The sequence below is a fragment of the Pseudomonas sp. 5Vm1k genome (genome assembly GCF_056161485.1).
The window spans coordinates 125840-152386 of record NZ_JBSPCZ010000005.1; the positions used below are offsets into that span (position 1 = coordinate 125840).

Here is a 26547-nt window from a genome sequence, read left to right on the forward strand (position 1 = left end):
CATGGCTGAGAGCGAAAGCGGTCAAGACAAAACAGAAGACCCCACAGACAAGCGCAAGAAAGACTCTCGCGACAAAGGCGAAGTGGCGCGCTCCAAGGAACTCAACACCCTGGCGATCATGCTCGTCGGTGCCAGCGCGCTGTTGATTTTCGGCGGTGCCCTGGCTCAGGACATGATGGAGTTGATGCGCATCAACTTCTCCCTGCCGCGGGAAGTGATCATGGATCAGAGCTCCATGACCCGTTACTTGCTGCACTCCGGGCAAATCGGTTTGTGGGCGATTCAGCCGATCATGATCTCGCTGGTACTGGCGGCGATCATCGGCCCTATTTCTCTCGGGGGTTGGCTCTTTGCGTTCGGCTCCATGGCGCCGAAGTTCAGCCGCATGAACCCGCTCAGTGGCCTCAAGCGGATGTTTTCCACCAAAGCCCTGATGGAGCTGCTCAAAGCGTTCGCCAAGTTCATCATTGTCCTGTTTGTCGCGCTGGCGGTGTTGTCCTCGGACATCGACGACTTGCAGCGCATTGCCCACGAACCGCTGGAAATGGCGATCATTCACAGCCTGCAAGTGGTGGGCTGGAGCACGTTGTGGATGGCGTGCGGGCTGATCATCATCGCTGCGGTCGACGTGCCGGTGCAGTTGTGGGAAAGCCATAAAAAGCTGCTGATGACCAAGCAGGAAGTGCGCGACGAGCACAAGGATCAGGAGGGTCGGCCGGAGGTCAAACAGCGGATTCGTCAGTTGCAGCGCGATATGTCCCAGCGCCGGATGATGGCGGCGATCCCCGATGCCGACGTGGTCATCACCAACCCGACGCACTACGCCGTGGCGCTCAAGTACGACCCGGAGAAGGGCGGTGCGCCGATGCTGATCGCCAAGGGCAGTGACTTCCTGGCCTTGAAAATCCGCGAAATCGCCGTGGCCAACGAGGTGCTGCTGCTCGAATCGCCAGCCCTGGCGCGTTCGATCTATTACTCCACCGAACTCGACCAGGAAATCCCGGGCGGCCTGTACCTGGCGGTTGCCCAGGTGTTGGCCTACGTCTACCAGATCCGCCAGCACCGCGCCGGCAAGGGCAAGCGCCCGGATCCGCTCAAGGACGACCTGCCGATCCCGCCGGATTTGCGTCGCGATTCTTAAAGGATCGCAGCCTCGTTGCACTCGACAGCTCCTACACAGCTCCCATATGAGATGCGATCCCCTGTAGGGGTTGTCGAGTGCAACGAGGCTGCGATCGATTGACCTTCCAACAACCTCCCGCCTGTCCGAAAAGCCATCGTACCTGTTAGTTCTGACAGTAGACGGCTCTCCTCTTGAGGGATGTCATTAGTCGACATCCATCAAGGCTGGGAGATTGATCATGGCAGCAGTTGAATACAGAAAGCTTCAAGGCATGGAGTTGAAGTTTGTTGCGGGGCGGCTGGAGGAAAATCGCGCAGAGCGGGCTATTGGCTATTCAGTCACCTTCGACATGACCCTGGACTTCACGCACTTTGTGCAGATGGCGAATGTGTACATTGCGCGTTACCTGGACAGCCCGATCAATGCCATTCGGCCAGAGTTGAATGGGTTGGCCTATCACTATTCCTATGACTATTTCTCTGGCGCGGCGGGAAACATTCATAGCAGCAAGGCACTTTGCGACATCTTCACGCGAACCGAGAACTACATGGATGATTGGTCAAGCGGCGACATGGATCACCGTTATGGAAAGCCCGAATTTGCTTTCGTAAACGGAGCGTTGCGAATCACCGCGCGGGCGTACTTTCGATGGGAAGACCCGGCGCGGCAGATTGAAATCGCAGATCTGCCGACCGTCAGCTTTCAATGGGCGCTCAATCTGATGGAGGGGCATTCGAAGACGGATGAAGTGTTGGCGCCCTTCTCTGTGGTGGCGCTTATGTATGCCCATGAGGATCTCGTTGAGGTAGACGGCATTCAGATGTTCAGGGGGATGCGGTACATGAAGGCCCGCGAGCTCAGTTTTGGGCCTATCTCGCCCGAGCAGATTCTGACGGCAGGGTGATTGGCGGGCTTTAACCTGTGGGAGCGGGTTGTGTAGGGCGAGTAAGTGGCTGGAGATGTTTAAAAGCAAAAGATCGCAGCCTTCGGCAGCTCCTACGGGACGGGTTTGCACCGCAACATCGCGGGCAGCGCGCAATCCCTGTAGGAGCTACCGAAGGCTGCGATCTTTTGATCTTTCAGGCCTGCATAAATCTCTATTTTAAGATCATTAAGATCGCTCCCACGCTCTGCGTGGGAATGCCTCTTTGGACGCTCTGCGTTCGGCTTTTGATGGGACGCAGAGCGTCCCGGGCTGCATTCCCACGCAGAGCGTGGGAACGATCATTCAGAACCCGGCAAAAGTTGGAAGGCTTCTTGCAGTAGCCGCTCTGCGTCTGCTTCAGGCGTCAAAAGTTTGCTTTAAAGGAACGGGGAAAACCGGTGGATCGCTCTCAGTTACTCAACAGTGCTCGCACAAACGTCGCCGACTTGAGTCGGGGCAATCTGGGTGTGCCGCTGTTGCTGCTGGTCATGCTGGCCATGATGATGTTGCCAGTGCCGCCGTTCCTGCTGGACGTGTTCTTCACGTTCAACATCGCCTTGTCCATCGTCGTGCTGCTGGTCTGCGTCTACGCTTTGCGTCCGCTGGATTTCGCGGTGTTCCCGACCATTTTGCTGGTGGCGACGTTGATGCGCCTGGCGCTGAACGTGGCCTCCACGCGAGTGGTGATGCTCCACGGTCAAGAAGGGCATGCCGCCGCCGGTAAGGTGATTCAGGCCTTCGGTGAGGTGGTGATCGGCGGTAACTACGTGGTCGGTATCGTGGTCTTCGCGATTTTGATGATCATCAACTTCGTCGTGGTGACCAAGGGCGCCGGGCGGATTTCCGAGGTGAGCGCGCGCTTCACCCTCGATGCGATGCCCGGCAAACAGATGGCCATCGACGCCGACCTCAACGCCGGCCTGATCGATCAGAACCAAGCCAAATTGCGCCGGATGGAAGTCGCCCAGGAAGCCGAGTTCTACGGTTCCATGGATGGTGCCAGTAAGTTCGTGCGCGGTGACGCCATCGCCGGCCTGCTGATTCTGTTCATCAACCTGATCGGCGGTATGGCGGTCGGTATCTTCCAGCACGGCATGAGTTTTGGCGACGCCGGTAAGGTTTACGCGCTGTTGACCATCGGTGACGGTTTGGTGGCGCAATTGCCATCACTGTTGTTATCCACAGCGGCCGCAATCATGGTGACTCGTGCTTCCGGCTCGGAAGACATGGGTAAGCAGATCGGTCGCCAGATGTTCGCCTCGCCGAAAGCGTTGGCGGTGGCCGCAGGTTTGATGGCAGTCATGGGCCTGGTGCCCGGCATGCCGCACTTCTCCTTTCTCAGCATGGCGGCCCTGGCGGCTGGCGGCGCGTACCTGTTCTGGAAGAAGCAGAACGTGGTCAAGGTCCAGGCCCTGCAAGAGGTCAAGCGTCAACAAGAGCTGCTGCCATCCCCGGCCCGCGCCCAGGAAACCAAGGAGCTTGGCTGGGATGACGTGACCCCAATCGACATGATCGGCCTGGAAGTGGGCTATCGCCTGATTCCGCTGGTGGATCGCAACCAGGGTGGTCAGTTGCTCGCGCGGATCAAGGGCGTGCGCAAGAAGCTGTCCCAGGATCTGGGCTTCCTGATGCCGACTGTGCACATTCGTGACAACCTCGACCTGGCGCCCAGCGCTTATCGCCTGACCCTGATGGGCGTGATCCTCGCCGAAGCCGAGATTTACCCGGATCGCGAACTGGCGATCAACCCGGGACAGGTCTACGGTACGCTCAACGGCATTACCGCCAAAGATCCGGCTTTTGGCCTGGAGGCGGTCTGGATCGAAATCAGCCAGCGCGCCCAGGCTCAGTCCCTCGGCTACACCGTGGTCGATGCCAGTACGGTAGTGGCGACCCACTTGAACCAGATTCTGTACAAGCACTCCAGTGAGCTGATTGGTCACGAGGAAGTGCAGCAACTCATGCAATTGCTGGCCAAAAGCTCGCCGAAACTGGCTGAAGAGCTGGTACCGGGTGTGGTTTCGCTGTCGCAACTGCTCAAGGTCTTGCAGGCGTTGCTCGCCGAACAGGTGCCAGTACGCGACATTCGCAGCATTGCCGAGGCCATCGCCAACAATGCCGCCAAGAGTCAAGATACTGCCGCTCTGGTGGCCGCGGTTCGCGTTGGTGTAAGCCGCGCAATCGTCCAAAGCATTGTAGGGACTGAGTCGGAGCTGCCAGTTATCACCTTGGAACCAAGGTTGGAACAAATATTGCTCAATAGTCTTCAGAAGGCAGGACAAGGCTCGGAAGAGGGCGTTCTGCTGGAGCCAAGCATGGCAGAGAAGCTGCAACGTTCGTTGATCGAAGCGGCGCAGCGTCAAGAGATGCAAGGTCAACCGGTGATTCTGCTGGTAGCCGGTCCGGTTCGCGCGATGTTGTCGCGCTTCGGCAGGCTGGCAGTCCCGGGTTTGCACGTGTTGGCGTATCAGGAAATTCCTGACAACAAGCAAGTGACCATCGTTGCGACAGTAGGGCCCAACGGCTGAGGTAGTGGTTTATGCAAGTTAAGCGTTTTTTCGCCGCCGATATGCGTCAGGCCATGAAACTGGTTCGTGATGAGCTGGGGGCTGATGCCGCCATTATTGGCAACCGCCGGATCGCCGGCGGTGTCGAGCTGACGGCTGCCCTGGATTACAAATTGTCGGCGCTGGCCCCGCGCGTTCCGAACATGGAACTCGAGGATGAGCTGCGCAAGACCCAGTCGCGCATCGTCACTGCCCAGGCCGAGCTGAGCCTGCGTGGCGAAGGCGAAACCGACGGTGACAAGACCACCAATCGCCAGTTGTTCGCCGGCCTGCCGTTGACCGCCGCCGAGCCATTGATCGAACCGACTTACGCTCAACCACGCCGTGCGGCGCCGGCCCCTGCGCCAGCCTCCGGTGGTGTTGATCCGCGGGCTTTCGATTCGATGCGCTTCGAGCTCAACAGCCTGCGCGAACTGATGGAAGTGCAACTCGGCTCCCTGGCCTGGAATCAGCTGCAAGGCAGTCGTCCGGCCCAGGCCAACCTGTGGCGTCGCCTGCAACGCATCGGCTTGTCCGGCCCGTTGTCCCGCGACCTGCTGGCGCTGATTACCGATATTGAAGAGCCTCGTCAGGCCTGGCGCATGTTGCTGGCGCACCTGGCGCGGATGATCGCCACACCGGAAGTCGAGCCACTGGAAGAGGGCGGCGTGATTGCCATGGTCGGCCCTGCCGGCATGGGCAAGACCACCACCCTGGCCAAACTCGCGGCCCGTTACGTGCTCAAGTACGGCGCGCAGAACATCGCGCTGGTGAGCATGGACAGCTACCGTATCGGCGCTCAGGAACAACTGAAGACGCTGGGCCGGATTCTCAATGTGTCAGTGACCCACGTCGATCCGGGGCAATCCCTGGTGCAGGCGCTGGACCCACTGCTGCGCAAGCGCGTGGTGCTGATCGATACCGCCGGCCTGCAGGCCAGCGATCCGGCATTGCGCATGCAGCTCGAAAGCCTGGCCGGTCGCGGGATCAGATCGAAAAATTATCTGGTCCTGGCAACCACCAGCCAGAAACAGGTTCTAACCGCTGCTTATCACAGCTACAAGCGGTGCGGGCTGGCCGGCTGCATCCTGACTAAACTGGATGAAACGGCGAGTCTGGGCGAGGTGTTAAGCCTGGCCATCAGTCATGAATTGCCGGTGGCTTACCTCACCGATGGCCCGCGGATTCCAGATGATTTGCATCTGCCACGGCGTCACCAGTTGGTCAGTCGCGCGGTCAGCGTGCAAATGCAGGAAGAACCCAGCGAAGAAGCCATGGCTGACATGTTCGCTGATATTTACCACAGCCCGACCAAGCAGGTTGGCTGAGGTACTAATGAACAGTTTTTGTACCTACATCGATGGTCTGCCATGCATTGTTCAGTTGATGAACGCGCAGCCAGTAATGTGGCCTCCGTCTATGCAAGACAAGGTAAAGAAATAACATGGGCAGCATGCATCCCGTACAGGTGATCGCGGTGACCGGCGGCAAAGGTGGCGTCGGGAAGACTAACGTGTCAGTGAACTTGTCCCTGGCTCTAGCTGAGCTCGGCCGGCGCGTCATGCTGCTGGATGCCGATCTGGGGCTGGCGAACGTCGACGTTCTGCTGGGACTGACTCCCAAACGTACCCTGGCCGACGTTATCGAAGGCCGCTGCGAGCTGCGCGACGTTCTGTTGCAGGGCCCCGGCGGTATTCGTATCGTCCCGGCCGCGTCCGGCACCCAGAGCATGGTTCATCTGAGCCCGGCCCAACACGCCGGCCTGATCCAGGCTTTCAGCGATATCGGCGACAACCTCGACGTATTGGTGATCGACACCGCTGCGGGTATTGGTGACTCGGTAGTCAGTTTTGTCCGCGCCGCCCAGGAAGTGTTGCTGGTGGTCTGCGACGAGCCGACCTCCATCACTGACGCCTATGCCCTGATCAAGTTGCTGAACCGCGATTACGGCATGAACCGCTTCCGCGTCCTGGCCAACATGGCCCAGAGCCCGCAAGAAGGTCGCAACCTGTTCGCCAAGTTGACCAAGGTCACAGACCGCTTCCTCGACGTCGCCTTACAATACGTCGGCGCCGTGCCTTATGACGAAAGCGTGCGCAAGGCCGTGCAGAAGCAACGCGCCGTCTACGAAGCCTTTCCACGCTCCAAGTGCGCCCTGGCGTTCAAGGCGATTGCGCAGAAGGTCGACACCTGGCCGCTGCCGGCGAACCCGCGCGGGCACCTGGAATTTTTCGTCGAGCGTCTCGTGCAACAGACCGCAGGACCCGTCCTATGACAGCCAGTGGCTACAACCTCTACAAGAAATCGGCACGTGATGCGCAATACGAGCTGATCGAGCGTTACGCGCCACTGGTCAAACGCATTGCTTACCACTTGCTGGCGCGTTTGCCGGCCAGTGTCCAGGTGGAAGACCTGATCCAGGCCGGGATGATTGGCCTGCTTGAAGTGTCGACCAAATACGACGCCAGCAAAGGCGCGAGTTTCGAAACGTACGCGGGCATTCGAATCCGTGGCGCGATGCTCGATGAAGTACGCAAGGGGGACTGGGCACCACGTTCGGTCCACCGCAATACCCGCATGGTCAGCGACGCAATTCGCTCGATTGAAGCTAAAACCGGCCGTGATGCTAAAGATCACGAGGTTGCGGCCGAACTCCAATTGAGTCTCGACGATTATTACGGGATTTTGAACGATACCTTGGGCAGCCGCCTGTTCAGTTTCGACGACCTTTTGCAGGACGGCGAACACGAAGGGCTGCACGAGGATGGCGCCAGTGCTCATCTGGAGCCGTCACGCGATCTGGAAGATGAACGCTTCCAGGCTGCATTGGCGGACGCGATTGCCAATTTGCCGGAGCGTGAGCGACTGGTGTTGGCGCTGTACTACGACGAAGAGCTGAACCTCAAGGAAATCGGTGAAGTCCTTGGCGTCAGTGAATCGCGTGTCAGCCAGTTACACAGCCAGTGCGCGGCCCGTTTGCGGGGGCGTTTGGGGGAGTGGCGAGCGCGCTGAAGGCAGTGTGGGGACACTGCGAACGAGGCTGGTGTGGTGTTGAACTGCAGCGGTCTCGATCTGTTGTGCTCCAGACAGTCATTTGAGTGCTTTGCCGGATTGATTGAAATGGCGCGTCCAGGTGCTGGGCGCGTTTAAGACTGCTTGGAGGTCGAATTGGACAAGAACATGAAAATCCTCATCGTTGATGACTTCTCAACGATGCGGCGGATCATTAAAAACCTGTTGCGTGACCTTGGGTTCACCAACACGGTCGAGGCTGACGATGGCACTACTGCCATTCCGGTTCTCAACAGCGGCAGCATCGACTTTCTGGTAACAGACTGGAACATGCCTGGCATGACCGGTATCGACCTGCTGCGCCACGTGCGCGCCGATGAAAAACTCAAGCACTTGCCAGTGCTGATGGTGACCGCTGAAGCCAAGCGCGAACAGATCATCGAAGCGGCCCAGGCCGGTGTTAACGGCTATGTGGTCAAACCCTTCACGGCCCAGGCGTTGAAAGAAAAAATCGAGAAGATTTTCGAACGCATCGGTTGAGCAACTGCGCCACGGGGGAGCTATGGAGCATAACGAATCTTCACAGGGCGATTTTGAATCGACCCTGAAAAAACATGCGGTCGAATTGGTCGAAAGCCTTGAAAAAGGCAGGTTCGGCGACGCTGTGCAACTGATCCATGAGCTCAACCAGACCCGTGACCGCGGCCTGTACCAGGAAGTGGGCAAGCTCACTCGTGAGCTGCATAGCGCGATCGTCAATTTCCAGATTGACCCAAACATGCCGCAAGCCGAGGAAGTCTCGCAGATCACGGACGCCACCGAGCGTCTGGGTTATGTGGTCAAGCTCACCGAGGCCGCTGCCAACCGCACCATGGACCTGGTGGAAAACGCCACACCGCTGGTCAATGGCCTGAGCCAGGAAGCCCAGGCGTTGAGCACCGACTGGGGACGGTTCATGCGTCGCGAAGTCGGGGCTGAAGAGTTTCGCGAGCTGGCGCGGCGGGTCGACGGTTTCCTGACACGCAGCAGCGAAGACAATCGCACGGTGTCGAGCAACCTGAACGACATTCTGCTGGCTCAGGATTACCAGGACCTCACCGGTCAAGTGATCAAGCGCGTGACCCAATTGGTCACCGAAGTTGAAAGCAACCTGCTCAAGCTCGTGCTCATGGCCAGTCAGGTAGACCGCTTTGCGGGTATCGAACATGACCGTGAAGCGATGCTGGCTGAAAAAGATCCGCAAAAACATCTCTCGCAGGGTGAAGGTCCGCAGATTCATGCCGATAAAAGAGAAGATGTTGTGTCCGGTCAGGACGATGTGGACGATTTGTTATCCAGCCTGGGATTTTAGAGTTTTAGAATTTTAGGTTTTTTAGGTTTTTAGACCTTAGGAGCACCCCCTTAATGAGCTTCGGCGCCGATGAAGAGATCCTTCAGGATTTCCTGGTTGAGGCCGGCGAGATTCTAGAGCAACTGTCCGAACAGCTGGTCGAGCTGGAAAGCCGACCTGATGATGCGGACTTGCTCAATGCAATTTTTCGCGGTTTTCACACTGTAAAAGGGGGCGCCGGCTTCCTCCAGCTCAATGAACTGGTGGAGTGCTGTCACATCGCCGAGAACGTGTTCGACATCCTGCGCAAGGGTGAACGACGCGTCGACTCGGAACTGATGGACGTGGTTCTCGAAGCGCTGGATGCGGTGAACGGCATGTTCACCGAAGTCCGCGAACGCAGCCCGATCACGGCTGCCACTCCGCAATTGCTTGAAGCCTTGGCCCGTCTGGCCGAGCCACAAACCGCCGATACAGCAGCCCCGGTTGCTGAAGCGGTGGAACCGACCGCTGAAAGCGAGTCGGGCGACATCACCGATAACGAATTCGAACAACTGCTGGACTCGCTGAACGCCGTCAAGGCTCAGGCAGAAGCGCCGGTAGCTGCGCCAGCCCCGAGCAGCAATGCTGCGGCCAGCGACGAAATCACCGACGCCGAGTTCGAGTCGTTGCTGGATCAGTTGCACGGCAAAGGTCAGTTCGCTGCCGATGCGGTAGCGGCTCCAGCGGCACCGGCTGCCCCGAAAGCGGCAGGCGACAGCTCTGACATCACCGACGACGAATTCGAAGCACTGCTCGATCAACTGCATGGCAAGGGCAACTTTGCCGTCGATGCGTTGGAAACGGCGATTGCCTCGGCACCGGTCCCGGCTGCGCCTACCGCCAAAGTGGCCGGCGGCGATCTGATCTCCGATCACGAGTTCGAATCGCTGCTCGACGAATTGCACGGCAAAGGCAAGTTCACCGAAGTCGGCACCGGCACTGTAGTAACAGCGCCTGCCGCCAAGGCACCTGCTGCTGCACCGAAACCGGCGGCCAAAGCGCCCGAGCCTAAGGCTGAAGCGCCGAAGCCGGCAGCTGCGGCTGCACCGGCACTTGCTCGCGCCGCGCCTTCCGCGCCGCCACCGGAAAAACCGGCCAGTGAAGCCGAGACCACCGTGCGGGTTGATACCGCGCGCCTCGACGAAATCATGAACATGGTGGGCGAACTGGTACTGGTGCGTAACCGCTTGGTCCGTCTGGGCCTCAACAGCGGCGACGAAGCCATGTCCAAGGCTGTGTCGAACCTCGACGTGGTCACCGCCGACCTGCAAACCGCGGTCATGAAGACCCGGATGCAACCGATCAAGAAGGTCTTCGGGCGCTTCCCGCGTCTGGTTCGCGACCTGGCTCGCCAGCTCAAGAAAGAGATCAACCTGGAACTGGTCGGCGAAGAAACCGACCTCGACAAGAACCTCGTCGAGGCCCTGGCCGACCCGCTGGTCCACTTGGTGCGCAACTCGGTCGACCACGGTATCGAAGAGCCGAGCGAACGCGAAGCGATGGGCAAGCCTCGCAGCGGCAAGGTGATTCTGTCTGCCGAACAGGAAGGCGACCATATCCTGCTGTCCATCTCTGATGACGGTAAGGGCATGGATGCCGATGTCCTGCGCGGTATCGCGGTCAAGAAAGGCTTGATGGACAAGGATGCGGCGGACCGTCTCAGCGAGTCGGACTGCTTCAACCTGATCTTCGCACCGGGTTTCTCGACCAAAACCGAGATCTCCGATGTGTCGGGTCGTGGCGTGGGCATGGACGTGGTGAAAACCAAGATCGCCCAGCTCAACGGCACCATCAATATCTACTCGACCAAAGGCAAAGGCTCGAAGATCGTCATCAAGGTGCCGTTGACCCTGGCGATCATGCCGACGCTGATGGTCATGCTCGGCAACCAGGCGTTTGCGTTCCCGCTGGTGAACGTCAACGAGATCTTCCACCTCGACCTGTCGCGCACCAACGTGGTGGACGGTCAGGAAGTGGTGATCGTGCGAGACAAGGCACTGCCCTTGTTCTACCTCAAACGCTGGCTGGTCAGCTCCGCCGCTCACGAAGAGCAGCGCGAGGGCCATGTGGTGATCCTTTCGGTAGGCACACAGCGGATCGGCTTTGTCGTCGATCAACTGGTGGGCCAGGAAGAAGTGGTCATCAAGCCATTGGGCAAAATGCTCCAGGGAACCCCGGGCATGTCCGGCGCCACCATCACGGGTGACGGCCGCATCGCACTGATTCTCGATGTCCCGAGCATGCTCAAGCGTTACGCCGCACGGCGTATTTGATTCTGCCGCGGCGGGGCGACAACGCCCCGCTGCGTCTAACGGAGTGTTTATGGTAGTCAAAGTCCTGGTGGTGGACGATTCGGGGTTTTTCCGCCGCCGCGTCTCGGAAATTCTTTCAGCGGATCCGAACATCCAGGTTGTCGGTACGGCAACCAACGGAAAAGAGGCGATTGATCAGGCGCTGGCCCTCAAGCCAGACGTGATCACCATGGACTACGAGATGCCGATGATGGATGGCATCACGGCAGTGCGGCACATCATGCAGCGCTGCCCGACACCGGTCTTGATGTTCTCCTCGCTAACGCACGAAGGCGCCCGGGTCACCCTGGATGCGCTGGACGCCGGTGCGGTTGACTTCCTGCCGAAGAATTTCGAAGACATCTCCCGTAACCCGGAGAAGGTCAAGCAACTGCTGTGCGAGAAGATTCTGAGCATTTCGCGCAGTAACCGTCGCGCCAGTACCTACAGCGCTCCGGCCCCGGTGGCCGCGCCTGCACCGACGCCTTCGAGCGTCAGCAGCTACGGCAGCAGCGCGCCTGTGCGTCCGGCCCCGGCACCTTTGCCGACCCGTGCGCCAGCGTCTAGCGGCCCGTCGTCGCCAGCCCCGAAACGCAAAGCCTACAAACTGGTAGCCATCGGTACGTCCACCGGCGGCCCGGTTGCCCTGCAACGGGTGTTGACCCAGTTGCCGGCCAACTTCCCGGCACCGATCGTGTTGATCCAGCACATGCCGGCGGCCTTCACCAAGGCCTTCGCCGAGCGTTTGGACAAGCTCTGCCGCATCAACGTCAAGGAAGCCGAGGATGGTGACATCCTGCGTCCGGGCCTGGCGCTGCTGGCACCGGGTGGCAAGCAAATGATGATCGATGGCCGTGGCGCGGTGAAAATCCTGCCGGGTGACGAGCGTCTGAATTACAAGCCGTGCGTGGACATCACGTTCGGTTCGGCAGCCAAATCCTACGGCGACAAAGTTCTGGCGGTCGTACTGACCGGCATGGGGGCCGACGGTCGTGAAGGCGCGCGTCTGCTCAAGCAGGGTGGCAGTGCGATCTGGGCCCAGGATGAAGCCAGTTGCGTGATTTACGGCATGCCGATGGCCATCGTCAAAGCTGACCTCGCGGACGCGATTTACAGCCTGGACGACATTGGCAAGCATTTGGTTGAGGCCTGTATCTGATGGATGTACTGAGCCTTATCGGGATCATCATGGCGTTTGTCGCCATCATCGGCGGCAACTACCTTGAAGGCGGTCATCTCGGCGCACTGGCCAACGGCCCGGCGGCGCTGATCGTGCTCGGTGGGACCATCGGTGCGGCGTTGTTGCAATCGCCAATGAGCGCGTTCAAGCGCTCCATGCAGATCCTTGCCTGGATTCTGTTTCCACCGCGTGTGGATCTGGCCGGTGGCATCGATCGCGTCGTCAACTGGAGCCTCACCGCTCGCAAGGAAGGCCTGCTCGGTCTGGAAGGGGTGGCCGACGCCGAACCGGACAACTACTCGCGCAAGGGCTTGCAATTGCTGGTCGACGGCGCCGAGCCGGAAGCGATTCGCAGCATCCTGGAAGTGGATTTCTACACCCAGGAAAGCCGCGACATCGAGGCCGCTAAAGTCTTTGAAAGCATGGGCGGCTACGCGCCGACCATCGGCATTATCGGGGCGGTGATGGGCCTGATTCACGTCATGGGCAATCTCGCCGATCCATCGCAACTGGGCAGCGGCATTGCCGTGGCGTTCGTTGCGACCATCTACGGCGTGGCCAGTGCCAACCTGGTGTTGCTGCCCGTCGCGGCCAAGCTCAAGTCCATCGCGTTGCGTCAGTCGCGTTATCGCGAAATGTTGTTGGAAGGGATTCTGTCGATCGCCGAAGGTGAAAACCCTCGCTCTATTGAGTTGAAGCTTCAGGGCTTCATGGATTGATGGGAGACATGGACCATGGCACGTCGTCGCCAACCTGAAGAACATGTAAACCATGAACGTTGGCTGGTGTCCTACGCCGACTTCATCACCTTGCTCTTCGCCTTTTTCGTGGTGATGTACTCGATCTCTTCGATCAACGAAGGCAAGTACAAGGTCATCTCGGAAGCGTTGATCGGCGTGTTCACCGACTCGGACCGTGCGCTCAAGCCGATCCCGATTGGTGAAGAACGGCCGGTGACCGTGACCCCGGCCAAGCCGCTGGTCAAGGACAGTGAACAGGTTGACGCCGGTATCTCCGGTGCCAGCGATCCTTTGAAAAGCATTGCCGATGACATCAGTGCCGCGTTCGGCGACTTGATCAAATCCAATCAGATGACCGTGCGTGGCAACGAGTTGTGGGTCGAGATCGAACTCAACTCCAGCCTGTTGTTCACCAGCGGCGATGCGATGCCCAGCGACATGGCGTTCAACATCATCGACAAGGTCGCGGCGATCCTCAAGCCGTTCGACAACCCGATCCACGTCGAAGGCTTTACCGACGATCAACCGATCCGCACCTCGCAGTACCCGACCAACTGGGAACTGTCCTCGGCCCGTTCGGCGAGCATCGTGCGCATGCTGGCGATGCAGGGTGTAAACCCCGGGCGCCTGGCCTCGGTGGGCTACGGTGAATTCCAGCCGGTGGCCAACAACGCCACCGCCGAAGGCCGGGCGCGCAACCGTCGGGTCGTACTGGTTGTTTCCCGAAATCTCGATGTACGCCGCAGCCTGACGGGCACCGGAACCGCGAATGCGAAACCGGATGCCGCGTTGAAGCGTGCTGGCACACAAACTGCACCGACCCCGGTCAAGTCGCCGGGACGAGAGAGCGCCGTCAATTCTCCGTCACCCGCATTAACACATTGAGCTATTTCTCGGTCGAGCTGATCGACCGGGAGGAACAATCCGAATGAGAGTCTGGGCAGTTGCCAATCAAAAGGGTGGTGTTGGTAAAACCACTTCCTCTATCGCTTTAGCCGGGTTGCTGGCCGAGGCGGGCAAGCGCGTGGTCATGGTGGACCTTGACCCGCACGGCTCGATGACCAGCTACTTTGGCTACGACCCCGACAGCCTGGAGCACAGCAGCTACGACCTGTTCCTGCACAAGGGTAGCGTGCCCCAGGGCTTGCCCGGCCAGTTGTTGATGCCCACCAGTCACGAGAATATTTCCCTACTGCCGTCGAGCACCGCGCTGGCGACCCTTGAGCGCCAGTCGCCCGGCCAGAGTGGCCTGGGCCTGGTGATCGCCAAGAGTCTGGCGCAATTGTGGCAAGACTTCGATTACGCGGTGATCGACAGCCCGCCGTTGCTTGGCTTGTTGATGGTCAACGCCCTGGCCGCGAGTCAGCAGTTGGTGATCCCGGTGCAGACCGAGCACTTGGCCGTCAAAGGCCTGGAACGCATGGTCAACACCTTGGCGATGATCAACCGTTCACGCAAACAGGCGTTGCCATTCACTATCGTCCCGACCCTGTTCGACCGTCGCACCCAGGCGTCCCTCGGGACCTTGCGCGTATTGCGCGACAAGTACCCGGAAGAAATCTGGCAAGGCTACATTCCGGTGGATACCCGCCTGCGTGATGCAAGCCGCGCCGGTGTCACGCCTTCGCAATTTGACGGCAAGAGCCGTGGCGTTCTCGCCTATCGCGCGCTGCTCAAGCATCTGCTGACCGCACAACTCGTTCCGGCGGTGGCCTGATGAACCCAATCCCTGTAGGAGCTGCCGCAGGCTGCGATCTTTTGATCTTGCTTTGTGTCACCGTCGAATCCGCCAAAAGATCGCAGCCTTCGGCAGCTCCTACGGTGAAGCACGCATGAACCGCCCGGTAAAAACCACTTCGCGTCCACAATTGGCGCTCCAGTCTTATCTGGACAACCTGTTGATGGAGGCGACTGAAGAGTTGCCGCTGGAAGTCGAAGCGGTGGCGCAAGTCATCGAGGTCGTTGAAACGGTCGAGGTCGAAGCGGCGCTGGACGAGTTCCAGTTGGCGGTGCTCGAAGAACAGGCCCGTGATGCGCGCCCGGCTGCTGCCGTTGCTGCGCCAGAAGTGGCGCCAGAAGTGGCGCCAGTGATTGCGAAAGCACCGGTCGCATTGATCGAAGCCCCGGCACCGATCCTCGCGCCGGTTTCGACCATCGCACCGTTGCTGCAAGCCCTGGTCCCGCCGGTGGTCGAAGTCCACCTGCCGCCGAGCAACACGCCGCCACCGGTGGAAACCGATGGCCGGCCGTCCTGGGCCGCCGAGCCGTTCGAATGCCTGTTGTTCGACGTCGCCGGGCTGACCCTGGCCGTGCCGCTGGTGTGCCTGGGTTCGATTTATTCCCTGGCCGGTCACGAGCTGACGCCACTGTTCGGTCAGCCGGAATGGTTCCTCGGGATTCTGCCGAGCCAGGCCGGCAACCTGAAAGTGCTGGATACCGCGCGCTGGGTCATGCCGGATCGCTATCGCGACGACTTCCGCCAAGGCCTGCAATACGTTATTTCGGTGCAGGGCTACGAGTGGGGACTGGCGGTGCATCAGGTCAGCCGCTCGTTGCGCCTGGACCCGAACGAAATCAAATGGAGAAGTCATCGAGGTCAGCGGCCATGGCTCGCCGGCACGGTGATTGAGCACATGTGTGCATTGCTGGACGTTTCCGCACTGGCCGAGTTGATCGCCAGCGGCGGGGCAAAGCACATGGGCAGCAGCAAGGCGCTACACAAACCGACATAGCTGCCGACATAACAAGTATGCGACGGCGTTGTTGAACGCCGCCAACAGAACACACACCGCCAGAAGCGGTTTTTCGAGGGGTCAGGGTATGAGTAATCAAGCGACGAATGCAAAAGGTTCTGAAGATCCGATCCTGCAATGGGTAACCTTCAAACTGGACAATGAAACCTACGGCATCAACGTGATGCGCGTTCAGGAAGTCCTGCGTTACACCGAAATCGCCCCGGTCCCGGGTGCCCCGAGCTACGTGCTGGGCATCATCAACCTGCGCGGCAACGTGGTCACCGTGATCGACACCCGTCAGCGCTTCGGCCTGATGAACGCTGAGATCAGCGACAACACCCGTATCGTCATCATCGAAGCCGACAAGCAAGTCGTCGGCATCATGGTCGACAGCGTCGCCGAAGTGGTTTACCTGCGTCAGTCGGAAATCGAGACCGCGCCGAACGTCGGTAACGAAGAGTCCGCCAAGTTCATCCAGGGCGTGTGCAACAAGAACAACGAACTCCTCATCCTGGTCGAACTCGACAAGATGATGAGCGAAGAAGAATGGTCGGATCTGGAGAACATCTGATTGATTCTTGAGGTTGCAGTCATTGTCCTGTTCCTGTTTTGGGCAGGCACGCTGGCGATGTTCCTGGCGTACATCCGCGGTCAGCGACTGATCGCGGCGCAACAGGCCGAGGGCGATGCGCTGCGCGATCAGCGCATCAAGGACCTGGCCAAGCGCGTCGACAACTACCAGAGCGGCAACGTGCGCATGGGTGAAGACCTGCACGAACTGCGCGCGGTGGTTTCACCGTTGCCGGACAAACTGGCGCAGCTGGAACAGCGCGACCCGTCGAGCCTGTCGTTTGCCCAAGCGGCGCGACTGGTGGGGATGGGCGCTACGGTTGACGAGTTGACCCAGTCCTGTGGCTTGACCCAGGCTGAGGCGGAGTTGATGCGTAAGTTGCACAAGAACTGAGAAAGATCAAAAGATCGCAGCCTCGTTTCACTCGACAGCTCCTGCATTGGGATTGCATACACCCTGTAGGAGCTGTCGAGTGAAACGAGGCTGCGATCTTTTGCATTCAACACACATCAATAATCATCCCCGCGCTCGGTGATGTCCTTCTCCACCTGCGGCGCATTCGGATCCTGTCCCTCAGGAAACTTGCCCTTCAGGTTCCAGGCAAACGCAATAATCTCCGCAATCGTGCGATACAACTCCTCCGGAATACTGTCCCCCAGTTCCATCTTCGCCAGCAACCTCACCAGTTCGGGGTTCTCGTAGATCGGCACTTCGCATTCGCGAGCAATCTTCAGAATGGCTTCGGCCAGTTCTTCGTCGCCCTTGGCGGTGAGGGTCGGGGCGTGGCTGCCGTCGTACTTGAGGGCGATGGCCTGGCGTGGGGCGTTGGGGTTTCTCATGCGGTTTCGTCGACCCAGCGTTGTTCGAGGCGGGTTTGCGCGCCTTGGGGGGGTGTACCGAGGTGGCAATCCAGATCGCCGACGTTCAGGCCGGACGCCAGCAAGCGCTCGCGCAGGGCGGCCAGATTGCTTTCGATCAGGCTCGCGGTGTATGGCCGTTCGGCCCACAACTGGCTGGACAGGCTGCCCTGGATCAACTGCGCCTGAACCTGCAACGGGCCGAGGGGTTCCATGTCGAACGCCAGCTCGACTCGCCACAGCTGCTGTTTCGGTTCGCGTTCTTCGCGGCGTTCGTTTTGCGGTTGCTTTTCCGGGGCTTCTTCGCGCTGGAACTTGACCTGCAACGGCACGATGTCCTGCATGTTGCGCATCGGGATTTCCAGCTGCCAGGTGCTCATCAGCCGGCCATCGTCGGTGACGCCGGTTTGTTCCAGGCTCGACAGTTGATGGCTTTGCAGGCGCGAAACCGCCGCGGCGGCCAGGCGCAACAAATGCTCGAGATCGCCTTCACCGTCCTGGCTCTGTAACAGCCGGTCAGGCAGCGGAAAACTGGTGGGTGACGGTTTGGCGCTGACCTGACCGAGCATGCCCAGCGCGCTGCGCACGAAACTCGGCATCGCCTGGGCCAGGGTGTTGGCGGCGATGATCGCGGTGAGGTTGGTGTTGGGCGGGGTCAGTTGCGCGATCAGCTTGAGCAGGTCAGCCTTCATGTCCGGGGCCAGCGCCGGGGTCTGGCCGGTCAGCAATTTCGTTTCGAGGAACAGGCCGCTGTTGGCCAACGCCAGGGCCAGGCCCTTGGGCGTGCTCAGTTGTTGCACGTCGGGCAGGCCGGCGAGCAATTTGTTCACGGCGGCTTGCAGGTCGGCGGAGGTCTCGTCGGACTGTGGCAGGTTCTGCAAGGCGCTGAGCAAGCCGTCCAGCGAACCCTGGCGGCTCTGCTGAGTGGTCAGTTGCTGCGACACCGCCAACTGGTCCTGGCGATTGCTCAGCGGCAGGAATTTCAAAGTCTGTGTGTCCTGCACCAAGGCACTCAGCAAGGTGCCGATGCGCAGCGGTTGCGGGCTATCGATGGTCAGGGTGCTGCCACTCAGAGCGGTGTTGAGCAAACTCACCAGTGATCGAAACACCGTGGGCTGGCCCGGCGTCTGCGGCAATACCTGGGAAGTCAGCACTTTGCCTTGCAGCAGGGTGCCGACCGGTAGCTGCGTGGTGTCGATGCGGGTGAGGGTGGCGACACTGGAGGCGATAGCCTGTTGCACCGTGATCGCCAGGTTGCTGGCGGACGGCTGGGTGATCGCCAGGTTGGTGCCAGTGGGCAGCGGTTGCGTGCTGGTGGCCTGGACCGTGGTCTGGCGGCCGCCGTCGACGGTGACCTTGAGCAACAGTTGAAAAGTCTGATCCGCCTGCTTCAGCGACAGCACCTCGGCGCTGGCAGTCTGGCCGGCACTGATCAGGCCCTCCATCGGCGTCAGCAGCTTGAGCAAGTCGCCGCTGACCACCATCGGCCGCGTGGCCGTCGGTGTGGTCTGGGGGACCGGGAGGATGTTCATTTCGCCTGTCATACGCGGTCACAACCTTCGGAAAATGCGCTCTTTAGAGTAAGGCATGGCATGTATAATGCCGCCCGTCTTTGAGAGAGCGGTGAAAACATTGCAATTGTTTTGACGCAGCTCTCTAAAACCGGCCGCCGATGCATCTATGCTGCATCTCTTTAGCGGCCGCGCCACTGCCGACTTGAACCGCCGATTTGAAACGAAAAGGCCCGTGATCTCTTGAACAGTCCAGTCCTGCAAACCGTCGACCTCGCGTGTGAGCGAGACCTTCGGCTGCTCTTCGAAAATCTCGAATTGAGACTGTCCAGTGGCGAAATGGTGCAGATCAGTGGCCCCAATGGCAGTGGCAAGACCAGTTTGTTGCGCTTGTTGTCCGGGTTGATGCAACCGACCGCTGGTCAAGTGTTGCTCAACGGCCAGCCGTTAAATGAGCAACGCAGTGAACTGGCGCGCAACCTGCTATGGATCGGCCATGCCGCCGGGATCAAGGATTTGCTGACCCCGGAAGAAAACCTTAGCTGGCTTTGCGCCTTGCACCAACCGGCAACACACGAAGCGATCTGGCAAGCCCTGGCGGCTGTCGGGCTGCGCGGTTTCGAGGATGTGCCTTGTCACACCTTGTCCGCCGGTCAGCAACGTCGCGTGGCGTTGGCACGGCTTTATCTCGACAGTCCACCGCTGTGGATTCTCGACGAACCCTTCACCGCGCTCGATAAACAGGGCGTGGCGCAACTCGAAGAACACCTGGCCGCCCACTGTGAACGCGGCGGCATGGTGATTCTGACCACCCACCACACCCTGAGCCGGATGCCGGCCGGTTATCGCGACATAGATCTGGGGAACTGGGCCGTATGAGTGTTTTCGGCCTGTTGGTCGCCCGTGAGGCTCGCTTGTTGTTTCGCCGTCCGGCGGAGCTGGCTAATCCGCTGGTATTCTTCGCGATCGTGGTATCGCTGTTCCCGCTGGCGGTAGGACCCGAGTCTCAATTGTTGCAAACCTTGTCTCCGGGACTGGTCTGGGTGGCAGCCCTTTTATCGGTCTTGCTCTCGCTGGACGGGCTCTTCCGCAGTGATTTCGAAGACGGATCCCTTGAACAGTGGGTCCTTTCGCCGCACCCCCTGGCTCTTCTGGTTTTGGCCAAGGTACTGGCACACTGGGCCTTCTCGGGTCTGGCACTGGTTTTGCTCGCTCCACTGCTGGCGTTGATGCTCGGTTTGCCTGCCGCTTGTCTGCCAGTGTTGCTGCTTTCGTTATTGCTGGGTACACCGGTGCTGAGCCTGCTCGGTGCGGTGGGCGCGGCCCTGACGGTCGGATTGAAGCGCGGCGGCCTGTTGTTGGCGCTGCTGATTCTGCCGCTGTACATCCCGGTGTTGATTCTTGGCAGTGGCGCCTTGCAGGCCGCACTCCAAGGCATGCCGGCGACTGGTTATCTCTTGTGGCTTGGTAGCCTGACCGCCCTGGCGATAACCCTGACACCTTTTGCAATAGCTGCTGGCCTGAAGATCAGCGTCGGCGAATAATAATGAGGTCTGGTTATTTTTTAACCGCTTTTTGTTAAAAAAAGCAGACCCTTGGCTCTTCAATAGCGAAGAGCACCCGTGATGGAAACAGTAATGAACTGGACCTGGTTTCATAAGCTCGGCTCGCCAAAATGGTTTTACGGCATCAGTGGCAAACTGCTGCCGTGGCTGAGCGTCGCGGCGTTGCTGCTGATTAGCGTCGGCGTGGTCTGGGGCCTGGCCTTCGCGCCACCCGACTACCAGCAAGGCAACAGCTTTCGCATCATCTATATCCACGTTCCGGCCGCCATGCTGGCCCAGTCCTGCTACGTGATGCTGGCAGTGTGCGGCGTGGTCGGGCTGGTGTGGAAGATGAAACTGGCCGACGTCGCCCTGCAATGCGCGGCGCCCATAGGTGCCTGGATGACCGCCGTGGCGCTGGTCACCGGCGCGATCTGGGGCAAACCAACCTGGGGCTCGTGGTGGGTCTGGGATGCGCGACTTACGTCCATGCTGATTCTGCTGTTCCTGTACTTCGGTCTCATTGCGCTGGGCAACGCTATCAGCAATCGTGACAGCGCGGCCAAGGCCTGCGCGGTGCTGGCGATTGTCGGCGTGATCAACATCCCAATCATCAAATACTCGGTGGAGTGGTGGAACACCCTGCACCAGGGCGCGACGTTCACTCTCACCGAAAAACCGGCGATGCCCGCCGAGATGTGGCTGCCGCTGTTGCTGACGGTGTTGGGTTTCTACTGTTTCTTCGGCGCGGTGCTGTTGCTGCGCATGCGCCTTGAAGTGCTCAAGCGCGAAGCCCGGGCGAGTTGGGTGAAAGCTGAAGTGCAGAACAGTCTGGAGGCTGCTCGATGAGTTTTGCTTCATTCGGCGATTTCCTCGCCATGGGCCATCATGCCCTGTATGTCTGGTCAGCCTATGGCATCTGCCTGGCGGTGTTGGCCTTCAACGTGGCGGCGCCGATCCTGGCCCGCAAGCGGTATCTGCAACAAGAGGCGCGTCGTTTGCGCCGGGAGAACGGCAAGTGAATCCGCTGCGCAAAAAGCGTCTTATCATCATTCTCGCGATCCTGGTCGGTGTCGGCGCCGCCGTCGGCCTGGCCCTGAGCGCCCTGCAGCAGAACATCAATCTGTTTTACACCCCGACCCAGATCGCCAACGGCGAAGCCCCGCAAGACACGCGCATCCGCGCCGGTGGCATGGTCGAGAAGGGCTCGCTGCAACGCTCCGGCGATTCCCTGGACGTGAAATTCATCGTCACCGACTTCAACAAATCCGTAACCATCAGCTATCGCGGCATCCTCCCGGACCTGTTCCGCGAAGGGCAGGGCATTGTCGCCCTGGGCAAACTCAACGCTGACGGCGTGGTGGTGGCCGACGAAGTGCTGGCCAAGCACGACGAGAAATACATGCCGCCCGAAGTGACCAAGGCCCTGAAAGACAGCGGTCAGTCGGCGCCTAGCCAAGCCAAAGAGGGCTAACTGATGACATCAGCAATCTTCATTCCCGAATTGGGCCAGTTGGCCATGATCCTGGCGCTGTGTTTCGCGCTGGTTCAGGCCGTGGTGCCGCTAATGGGCGCCTGGCGCGGTGACCGCTTGTGGATGAGCCTCGCTCAACCAGCGGCCTGGGGTCAGTTCGCGTTTCTGGTGTTCGCCTTCGGTTGCCTGACCTACGCCTTCATGACCGACGATTTCTCGGTCGCCTATGTGGCCAGCAACTCCAACAGCGCATTGCCGTGGTATTACAAGTTCAGCGCGGTGTGGGGCGCCCACGAAGGTTCGTTGCTGCTGTGGGCCTTGATCCTCGGTGGCTGGACCTTCGCGGTGTCGGTGTTCTCCCGGCAGTTGCCGCAAGTCATGCTCGCCCGCGTACTCGCGGTGATGGGCATGATCAGTACCGGCTTCCTGATGTTCCTGATCCTGACCTCGAACCCGTTTGCGCGGATTCTGCCGCAGATTCCGGCGGACGGTCGTGACCTCAATCCATTGCTGCAAGACATCGGCCTGATCGTGCATCCGCCGATGCTGTACATGGGTTATGTCGGATTCTCCGTGGCTTTCGCCTTCGCCATCGCCGCGCTGCTGGGCGGTCGACTTGATGCCGCATGGGCGCGCTGGTCCCGTCCGTGGACCATCGTTGCCTGGGCTTTCCTCGGTATCGGTATCACCTTGGGCTCCTGGTGGGCCTACTACGAACTCGGCTGGGGTGGCTGGTGGTTCTGGGACCCGGTGGAAAACGCATCCTTCATGCCTTGGCTGGTGGGTACGGCGCTGATTCACTCGTTGGCGGTCACGGAAAAACGTGGCGTGTTCAAGAGCTGGACCGTGTTGCTGGCTATTGCTGCGTTCTCGTTGAGCCTGCTCGGGACTTTCCTGGTGCGTTCCGGCGTGCTGACCTCGGTTCACGCGTTTGCCTCCGATCCTGAGCGTGGCGTGTTCATCCTGATCTTCCTGCTGTTTGTGGTCGGTGGTTCGCTGACGCTGTTTGCCCTGCGCGCGCCAGTGGTGAAGAGTCACGTCGGCTTCAACCTCTGGTCCCGGGAAACCCTGTTGCTGGGTAACAACCTGGTGCTGGTGGTGGCCGCGTCGATGATCCTGCTCGGCACCTTGTACCCGCTGATCCTCGATGCAATGACCGGCGCCAAGCTGTCCGTCGGCCCGCCGTACTTCAACGCGCTGTTCATTCCGTTGATGGCGTTGTTGATGGTGGTGATGGCAGTCGGCATGCTGGTGCGCTGGAAAGACACCCCGGTCAAATGGCTGATGAGCATGCTGACCCCGGTATTGCTCGGCAGCGCCGCGTTGGCCGTGGTGGCTGGCGTCGCTTACGGCGATTTCAACTGGGCGGTGATCGCAACGTTCATGCTCGCCGCTTGGGTGTTGCTGGCCGGCGTGCGTGACATTCTCGACAAGACCCGCCACAAAGGCCTGATCAAAGGCCTGCCGACCCTGACCCGCAGCTACTGGGGCATGCAGGTCGCGCATTTGGGGATCGCCGTGTGCGCCCTCGGTGTCGTGCTGTCGAGCCAGAACAGTGCCGAGCGCGACTTGCGCCTGGCGCCGGGCGAGTCCATGGACCTGGCCGGTTACCACTTCATCTTCGAAGGCGCCAAGCACTTCGAAGGGCCGAACTTCACCTCCGACAAGGGCACCATCCGGGTGATCCGCGACGGCAAGGAAGTCAGCGTGCTGCACCCGGAAAAACGTCTCTATACGGTGCAGAACTCGGTGATGACCGAAGCCGGGATCGACGCCGGTTTCACCCGTGACCTCTACGTCGCCCTCGGCGAACCGCTGGGCGATGGCGCCTGGGCTGTGCGCGTGCACGTCAAACCGTTTGTGCGCTGGATCTGGTTCGGTGGGCTGCTGACCGGTTTTGGCGGGTTGTTGGCGGCGCTGGATCGCCGTTATCGGGTCAAGGTGAAAAGCCGCGTGCGTGAAGCACTGGGCATGACAGGAGCCACTGCATGAGACGTTGGTTGATGCTGTTGCCACTGGCGATTTTTCTGGTGGTGGCGGTTTTCCTTTATCGCGGTCTGTACCTGGACCCGGCCGAGTTGCCCTCGGCGATGATCGGCAAGCCGTTCCCGGAGTTTTCCCTGCCAGCGGTGCAGGGTGACAAGACCCTGACCAAGGCCGACATCCTCGGTAAACCGGCGCTGGTCAATGTCTGGGGCACCTGGTGCATTTCCTGCCGGGTCGAGCACCCGGTGCTGAACAAACTGGCCGAGAAGGGCGTGCTGATCTACGGCATCAACTACAAGGACGTCAACGCCGACGCCTTGAAGTGGCTGGTGGAATTCCACAACCCGTACCAACTCGATATCCGCGATGACGAAGGCACCCTGGGCCTGAACCTCGGCGTGTATGGCGCGCCGGAAACCTTCTTTATCGACGCCAAGGGCATCATCCGCGACAAGTACGTCGGCGTGATCGACGAACAGGTCTGGCGCGAAAAACTGGCCGCCAAGTATCAGGCGCTGGTCGATGAGGCCAAACCATGAAGCGCTGGATCGCCGCCGCTGTATTGGGCTTGAGCATGACCGGCATGGCGCACGCGGCCATCGACACCTACGAGTTCGCCAAAGAAGGCGACCGTGAGCGTTTCCGCGAGCTGACCAAAGAGCTGCGTTGCCCCAAATGCCAGAATCAGGACATTGCTGATTCCAACGCACCGATTGCCGCCGACCTGCGCAAAGAGATTTTCCGCATGCTCGGCGAGGGCAAGGACAACCAGCAGATCATCGATTTCATGGTCGATCGCTATGGGGATTTCGTCCGCTACAAACCCGCTCTGAACGCCAAGACCGCATTGCTCTGGTTCGGCCCCGCCGGCCTGTTGCTGGGTGGCTTCGTGGTCATCGCCGTGATCGTCCGCCGTCGTCGCGTGCAACGCGCTGACACCCCGGACACGCTTTCTGCCGAGGAGCGTGAGCGCCTCGACCACCTGTTGGATAAAAACCAAGAATGATTGATTTCTGGCTCGCTGCAGGTCTGCTACTTCTGGTTGCCCTGAGTTTTCTGTTGATCCCGGTTTTGCGCGTTCGTCGCGCTCAACTTGAAGAGGATCGTACTGCCCTGAACGTCGCGCTGTATCAAGAGCGCGTGGCTGAGTTGCAGACTCAGCAGGAAGAGGGTGTGCTCGACGCCGCGCAAATGGACAGCGGTCGTGCCGAAGCGGCGCGAGAGTTGCTGGCCGACACTGAAGGCGTTGCCGCGCCGCGCGTGTCTCGCCTGGGTAAATCGCTGCCGTTGCTGGCGGCGATCCTGGTGCCGGTGTTGGGCCTTGGCTTGTACCTGCATTTCGGCGCCAGCGACAAGGTTGAACTGACCCGGGAATTCTCCCAGGCACCGCAGTCGATGGAAGAAATGACCCGTCGCCTGGAGCGTGCAGTCGCCGCCCAGCCGGATTCGGCGGAAGGCTTGTACTTCCTCGGCCGCACCTACATGGCTCAGGATCGTCCGGCCGATGCGGCGAAGATTTTCGAGCGCACGGTGAACCTCGCCGGTCGCCAACCGGAGCTGCTCGGCCAATGGGCCCAGGCCCAGTACTTCGCGGATGGCAAGAAGTGGTCGGACAAGATCCAGGCCCTGACCGACGAAGCGCTGAAAGCCGATCCGAAAGAAGTTACCAGCCTCGGCCTGCTCGGCATCGCCGCGTTTGAAGCCCAGCGCTATCAGGACGCCATCGACTACTGGAATCGCCTGTTGGCGCAACTACCGCCGGAAGACAATTCCCGTGGCGCACTGCAAGGCGGGATTGCCCGGGCCACCGAGAAGCTCGAAGCCAGCGGCGGCAAGGTTGTTCAGGCGCCGGCCGTCAAAGGCGCGTTGCTCAAGGTCCGTGTGGACCTGGCGGCCGACTTGAAAGCCAAGGTGCAACCGGGTGACAGCGTGTTCATCTTCGCCCGCGCCACCTCCGGGCCACCGGCACCGCTGGCCGCCAAACGCCTGACCGTGGCCGACCTGCCGGCCACCGTTGAGCTGGGCGATGCCGATGCAATGATGCCGCAGTTGAAACTGTCGAACTTCCCTGAAGTCCAACTGGTTGCGCGCATCTCCCGCGCTGGCAAACCGACTGCCGGCGAATGGATAGGTCGCAGCCAGCCCCTGGCCAGCAGCACCACCGCGCCACAAAAACTGACCATCGACAGCCCGGACAAATGACAGGAAGCGCCACCATGACCGCCATCGCTCGTATTACCCTGCTCAGTCTCGTTCTGGGGTTAAGCGCTTGTGCGGTCCAACGGCCACCGCAACAGACCCTGCCGCCGATTCCGCCGTCGCAACCCAGCCCGACGCCGTCCCCGACGCCAACGCCGAGCAAGCCAAGTATTCCGGCCAAACCCGCAAAACCGCTGCCCCGCACCTCCGCCAGCTTCGCCCCGCCACCGGGGGGCAACAGCCATTGGGATGCGAAGATGGGCGTCTACGTCCTCGACGACCAGCCCAACACCTTCTACCGCCAGCGCACCTACTACCGCTGGAACAACGGCTGGAGCCGCTCGATCAGCCCGAACGGGCCGTGGGAAGACACCGACATCCACGGCGTGCCGGGGGGGTTAGGCAGGCAGTTTGGGGAGTGAATAAGAACGGCGATCTTTGGATCGCCGTTTTGCTGTCTGGAATTTAAAAAGATCGCAGC

Annotated in this window: 28 protein-coding genes; 26 read left to right on the forward strand and 2 right to left on the reverse strand. The window is 60.2% G+C overall.

The genetic code is table 11. The features are described from left to right. Position 1 precedes the first annotated feature (1 nt). The 16 genes from flhB to ACWIKB_RS12025 all read left to right on the forward strand — a co-directional run bounded on the left by flhB (position 2) and on the right by ACWIKB_RS12025 (position 16888). Entirely contained in the window at positions 2 to 1141 is a 1140-nt protein-coding gene (gene flhB / locus ACWIKB_RS11950) for a flagellar biosynthesis protein FlhB (RefSeq protein ID WP_475266984.1), read from the forward strand. 220 nt (positions 1142 to 1361) lie between these two features. Further along, positions 1362 to 2027 carry a hypothetical protein gene (locus tag ACWIKB_RS11955; RefSeq protein WP_475266986.1) on the forward strand — a complete coding sequence of 222 codons (666 nt, stop codon included), beginning with the start codon at positions 1362 to 1364 and terminating at the stop codon, positions 2025 to 2027. A 419-nt stretch (positions 2028 to 2446) separates the two neighbouring features. Then, positions 2447 to 4576, forward strand: a complete 2130-nt coding sequence (gene flhA / locus ACWIKB_RS11960; protein WP_475266987.1) for a flagellar biosynthesis protein FlhA — start codon at positions 2447 to 2449, stop codon at positions 4574 to 4576. An 11-nt stretch (positions 4577 to 4587) separates the two neighbouring features. Beyond that, entirely contained in the window at positions 4588 to 5922 is a 1335-nt protein-coding gene (gene flhF, locus ACWIKB_RS11965) for a flagellar biosynthesis protein FlhF (RefSeq protein WP_475266989.1), read from the forward strand. A gap of 116 nt (positions 5923 to 6038) precedes the next feature. After that, positions 6039 to 6869: a flagellar synthesis regulator FleN gene (gene fleN, locus ACWIKB_RS11970; RefSeq protein ID WP_003222917.1), complete on the forward strand. Its 831-nt coding sequence runs from the start codon at positions 6039 to 6041 to the stop codon at positions 6867 to 6869. Continuing rightward, positions 6866 to 7606, forward strand: a complete 741-nt coding sequence (gene fliA / locus ACWIKB_RS11975) for an RNA polymerase sigma factor FliA (protein WP_007894214.1) — start codon at positions 6866 to 6868, stop codon at positions 7604 to 7606. Before fleN ends, fliA begins: the two co-directional genes overlap by 4 nt. A gap of 168 nt (positions 7607 to 7774) precedes the next feature. Then, entirely contained in the window at positions 7775 to 8146 is a 372-nt protein-coding gene (locus ACWIKB_RS11980) for a chemotaxis response regulator CheY (protein ID WP_003183998.1), read from the forward strand. Positions 8147 to 8168: 22 nt separating this feature from the next. Further along, complete coding sequence (locus ACWIKB_RS11985) at positions 8169 to 8957, forward strand: protein phosphatase CheZ (protein ID WP_403018090.1); 789 nt, start codon at positions 8169 to 8171, stop codon at positions 8955 to 8957. A 53-nt stretch (positions 8958 to 9010) separates the two neighbouring features. Continuing rightward, positions 9011 to 11251, forward strand: a complete 2241-nt coding sequence (locus ACWIKB_RS11990) for a chemotaxis protein CheA (protein WP_475266992.1) — start codon at positions 9011 to 9013, stop codon at positions 11249 to 11251. 49 nt (positions 11252 to 11300) lie between these two features. Beyond that, positions 11301 to 12428, forward strand: coding sequence for a protein-glutamate methylesterase/protein-glutamine glutaminase (locus tag ACWIKB_RS11995; RefSeq protein ID WP_475266993.1), 1128 nt, complete (start codon positions 11301 to 11303; stop codon positions 12426 to 12428). Beyond that, positions 12428 to 13168: a flagellar motor protein gene (locus tag ACWIKB_RS12000; protein WP_475266995.1), complete on the forward strand. Its 741-nt coding sequence runs from the start codon at positions 12428 to 12430 to the stop codon at positions 13166 to 13168. The genes ACWIKB_RS11995 and ACWIKB_RS12000 overlap by 1 nt, the downstream gene beginning before the upstream one ends. Before the next feature lie 15 nt (positions 13169 to 13183). Next, positions 13184 to 14074 carry a flagellar motor protein MotD gene (gene motD / locus ACWIKB_RS12005; protein ID WP_475266997.1) on the forward strand — a complete coding sequence of 297 codons (891 nt, stop codon included), beginning with the start codon at positions 13184 to 13186 and terminating at the stop codon, positions 14072 to 14074. A 43-nt stretch (positions 14075 to 14117) separates the two neighbouring features. Continuing rightward, positions 14118 to 14906, forward strand: coding sequence for a ParA family protein (locus tag ACWIKB_RS12010; RefSeq protein ID WP_054049373.1), 789 nt, complete (start codon positions 14118 to 14120; stop codon positions 14904 to 14906). 115 nt (positions 14907 to 15021) lie between these two features. Continuing rightward, positions 15022 to 15921, forward strand: coding sequence for a CheW domain-containing protein (locus tag ACWIKB_RS12015; protein WP_475266999.1), 900 nt, complete (start codon positions 15022 to 15024; stop codon positions 15919 to 15921). A gap of 88 nt (positions 15922 to 16009) precedes the next feature. Then, on the forward strand, positions 16010 to 16495 hold the full coding sequence (locus ACWIKB_RS12020; RefSeq protein ID WP_008155806.1) for a chemotaxis protein CheW: 486 nt from the start codon (positions 16010 to 16012) through the stop codon (positions 16493 to 16495). Beyond that, entirely contained in the window at positions 16496 to 16888 is a 393-nt protein-coding gene (locus tag ACWIKB_RS12025; RefSeq protein ID WP_403018096.1) for a DUF2802 domain-containing protein, read from the forward strand. A 116-nt stretch (positions 16889 to 17004) separates the two neighbouring features. Here the strand turns inward: ACWIKB_RS12025 and ACWIKB_RS12030 are convergent, their stop codons facing one another. Together ACWIKB_RS12030 and fliK are read right to left on the reverse strand one after the other, a co-directional pair. Continuing rightward, positions 17005 to 17334: an EscU/YscU/HrcU family type III secretion system export apparatus switch protein gene (locus ACWIKB_RS12030; protein WP_475267002.1), complete on the reverse strand. Its 330-nt coding sequence runs from the start codon at positions 17332 to 17334 to the stop codon at positions 17005 to 17007. Then, positions 17331 to 18896, reverse strand: a complete 1566-nt coding sequence (gene fliK, locus ACWIKB_RS12035; RefSeq protein WP_475267004.1) for a flagellar hook-length control protein FliK — start codon at positions 18894 to 18896, stop codon at positions 17331 to 17333. The genes ACWIKB_RS12030 and fliK overlap by 4 nt, the downstream gene beginning before the upstream one ends. A gap of 210 nt (positions 18897 to 19106) precedes the next feature. Between fliK and ccmA the strand changes: the two genes are divergently transcribed. The 10 genes from ccmA (at position 19107) to ACWIKB_RS12085 (ending at position 26488) form a co-directional block, all read left to right on the forward strand. Next, positions 19107 to 19742 carry a cytochrome c biogenesis heme-transporting ATPase CcmA gene (gene ccmA / locus ACWIKB_RS12040; protein ID WP_475267006.1) on the forward strand — a complete coding sequence of 212 codons (636 nt, stop codon included), beginning with the start codon at positions 19107 to 19109 and terminating at the stop codon, positions 19740 to 19742. Then, complete coding sequence (gene ccmB, locus ACWIKB_RS12045) at positions 19739 to 20407, forward strand: heme exporter protein CcmB (protein WP_007980754.1); 669 nt, start codon at positions 19739 to 19741, stop codon at positions 20405 to 20407. The genes ccmA and ccmB overlap by 4 nt, the downstream gene beginning before the upstream one ends. 93 nt (positions 20408 to 20500) lie before the next feature. After that, positions 20501 to 21256, forward strand: a complete 756-nt coding sequence (locus ACWIKB_RS12050) for a heme ABC transporter permease (RefSeq protein WP_133839105.1) — start codon at positions 20501 to 20503, stop codon at positions 21254 to 21256. Beyond that, a complete protein-coding gene (gene ccmD / locus ACWIKB_RS12055) occupies positions 21253 to 21429 on the forward strand; it encodes a heme exporter protein CcmD (RefSeq protein ID WP_149657003.1) in 177 nt (58 codons plus the stop codon). The genes ACWIKB_RS12050 and ccmD overlap by 4 nt, the downstream gene beginning before the upstream one ends. Then, a complete protein-coding gene (ccmE, locus tag ACWIKB_RS12060; RefSeq protein WP_475267008.1) occupies positions 21426 to 21881 on the forward strand; it encodes a cytochrome c maturation protein CcmE in 456 nt (151 codons plus the stop codon). The genes ccmD and ccmE overlap by 4 nt, the downstream gene beginning before the upstream one ends. Before the next feature lie 3 nt (positions 21882 to 21884). Then, a complete protein-coding gene (locus ACWIKB_RS12065) occupies positions 21885 to 23873 on the forward strand; it encodes a heme lyase CcmF/NrfE family subunit (protein WP_475267010.1) in 1989 nt (662 codons plus the stop codon). Then, the gene (locus tag ACWIKB_RS12070; protein ID WP_475267012.1) at positions 23870 to 24406 is read left to right on the forward strand and encodes a DsbE family thiol:disulfide interchange protein; all 537 of its coding nucleotides are present in this window, start codon (positions 23870 to 23872) and stop codon (positions 24404 to 24406) included. The genes ACWIKB_RS12065 and ACWIKB_RS12070 overlap by 4 nt, the downstream gene beginning before the upstream one ends. Beyond that, on the forward strand, positions 24403 to 24873 hold the full coding sequence (locus ACWIKB_RS12075; protein ID WP_475267013.1) for a cytochrome c-type biogenesis protein: 471 nt from the start codon (positions 24403 to 24405) through the stop codon (positions 24871 to 24873). The genes ACWIKB_RS12070 and ACWIKB_RS12075 overlap by 4 nt, the downstream gene beginning before the upstream one ends. Next, the gene (gene ccmI / locus ACWIKB_RS12080) at positions 24870 to 26069 is read left to right on the forward strand and encodes a c-type cytochrome biogenesis protein CcmI (RefSeq protein WP_475267015.1); all 1200 of its coding nucleotides are present in this window, start codon (positions 24870 to 24872) and stop codon (positions 26067 to 26069) included. The genes ACWIKB_RS12075 and ccmI overlap by 4 nt, the downstream gene beginning before the upstream one ends. Positions 26070 to 26083: 14 nt before the next feature. Beyond that, positions 26084 to 26488: a hypothetical protein gene (locus ACWIKB_RS12085; protein WP_265044128.1), complete on the forward strand. Its 405-nt coding sequence runs from the start codon at positions 26084 to 26086 to the stop codon at positions 26486 to 26488. The last annotated feature ends 59 nt before the right edge of the window (positions 26489 to 26547 follow it).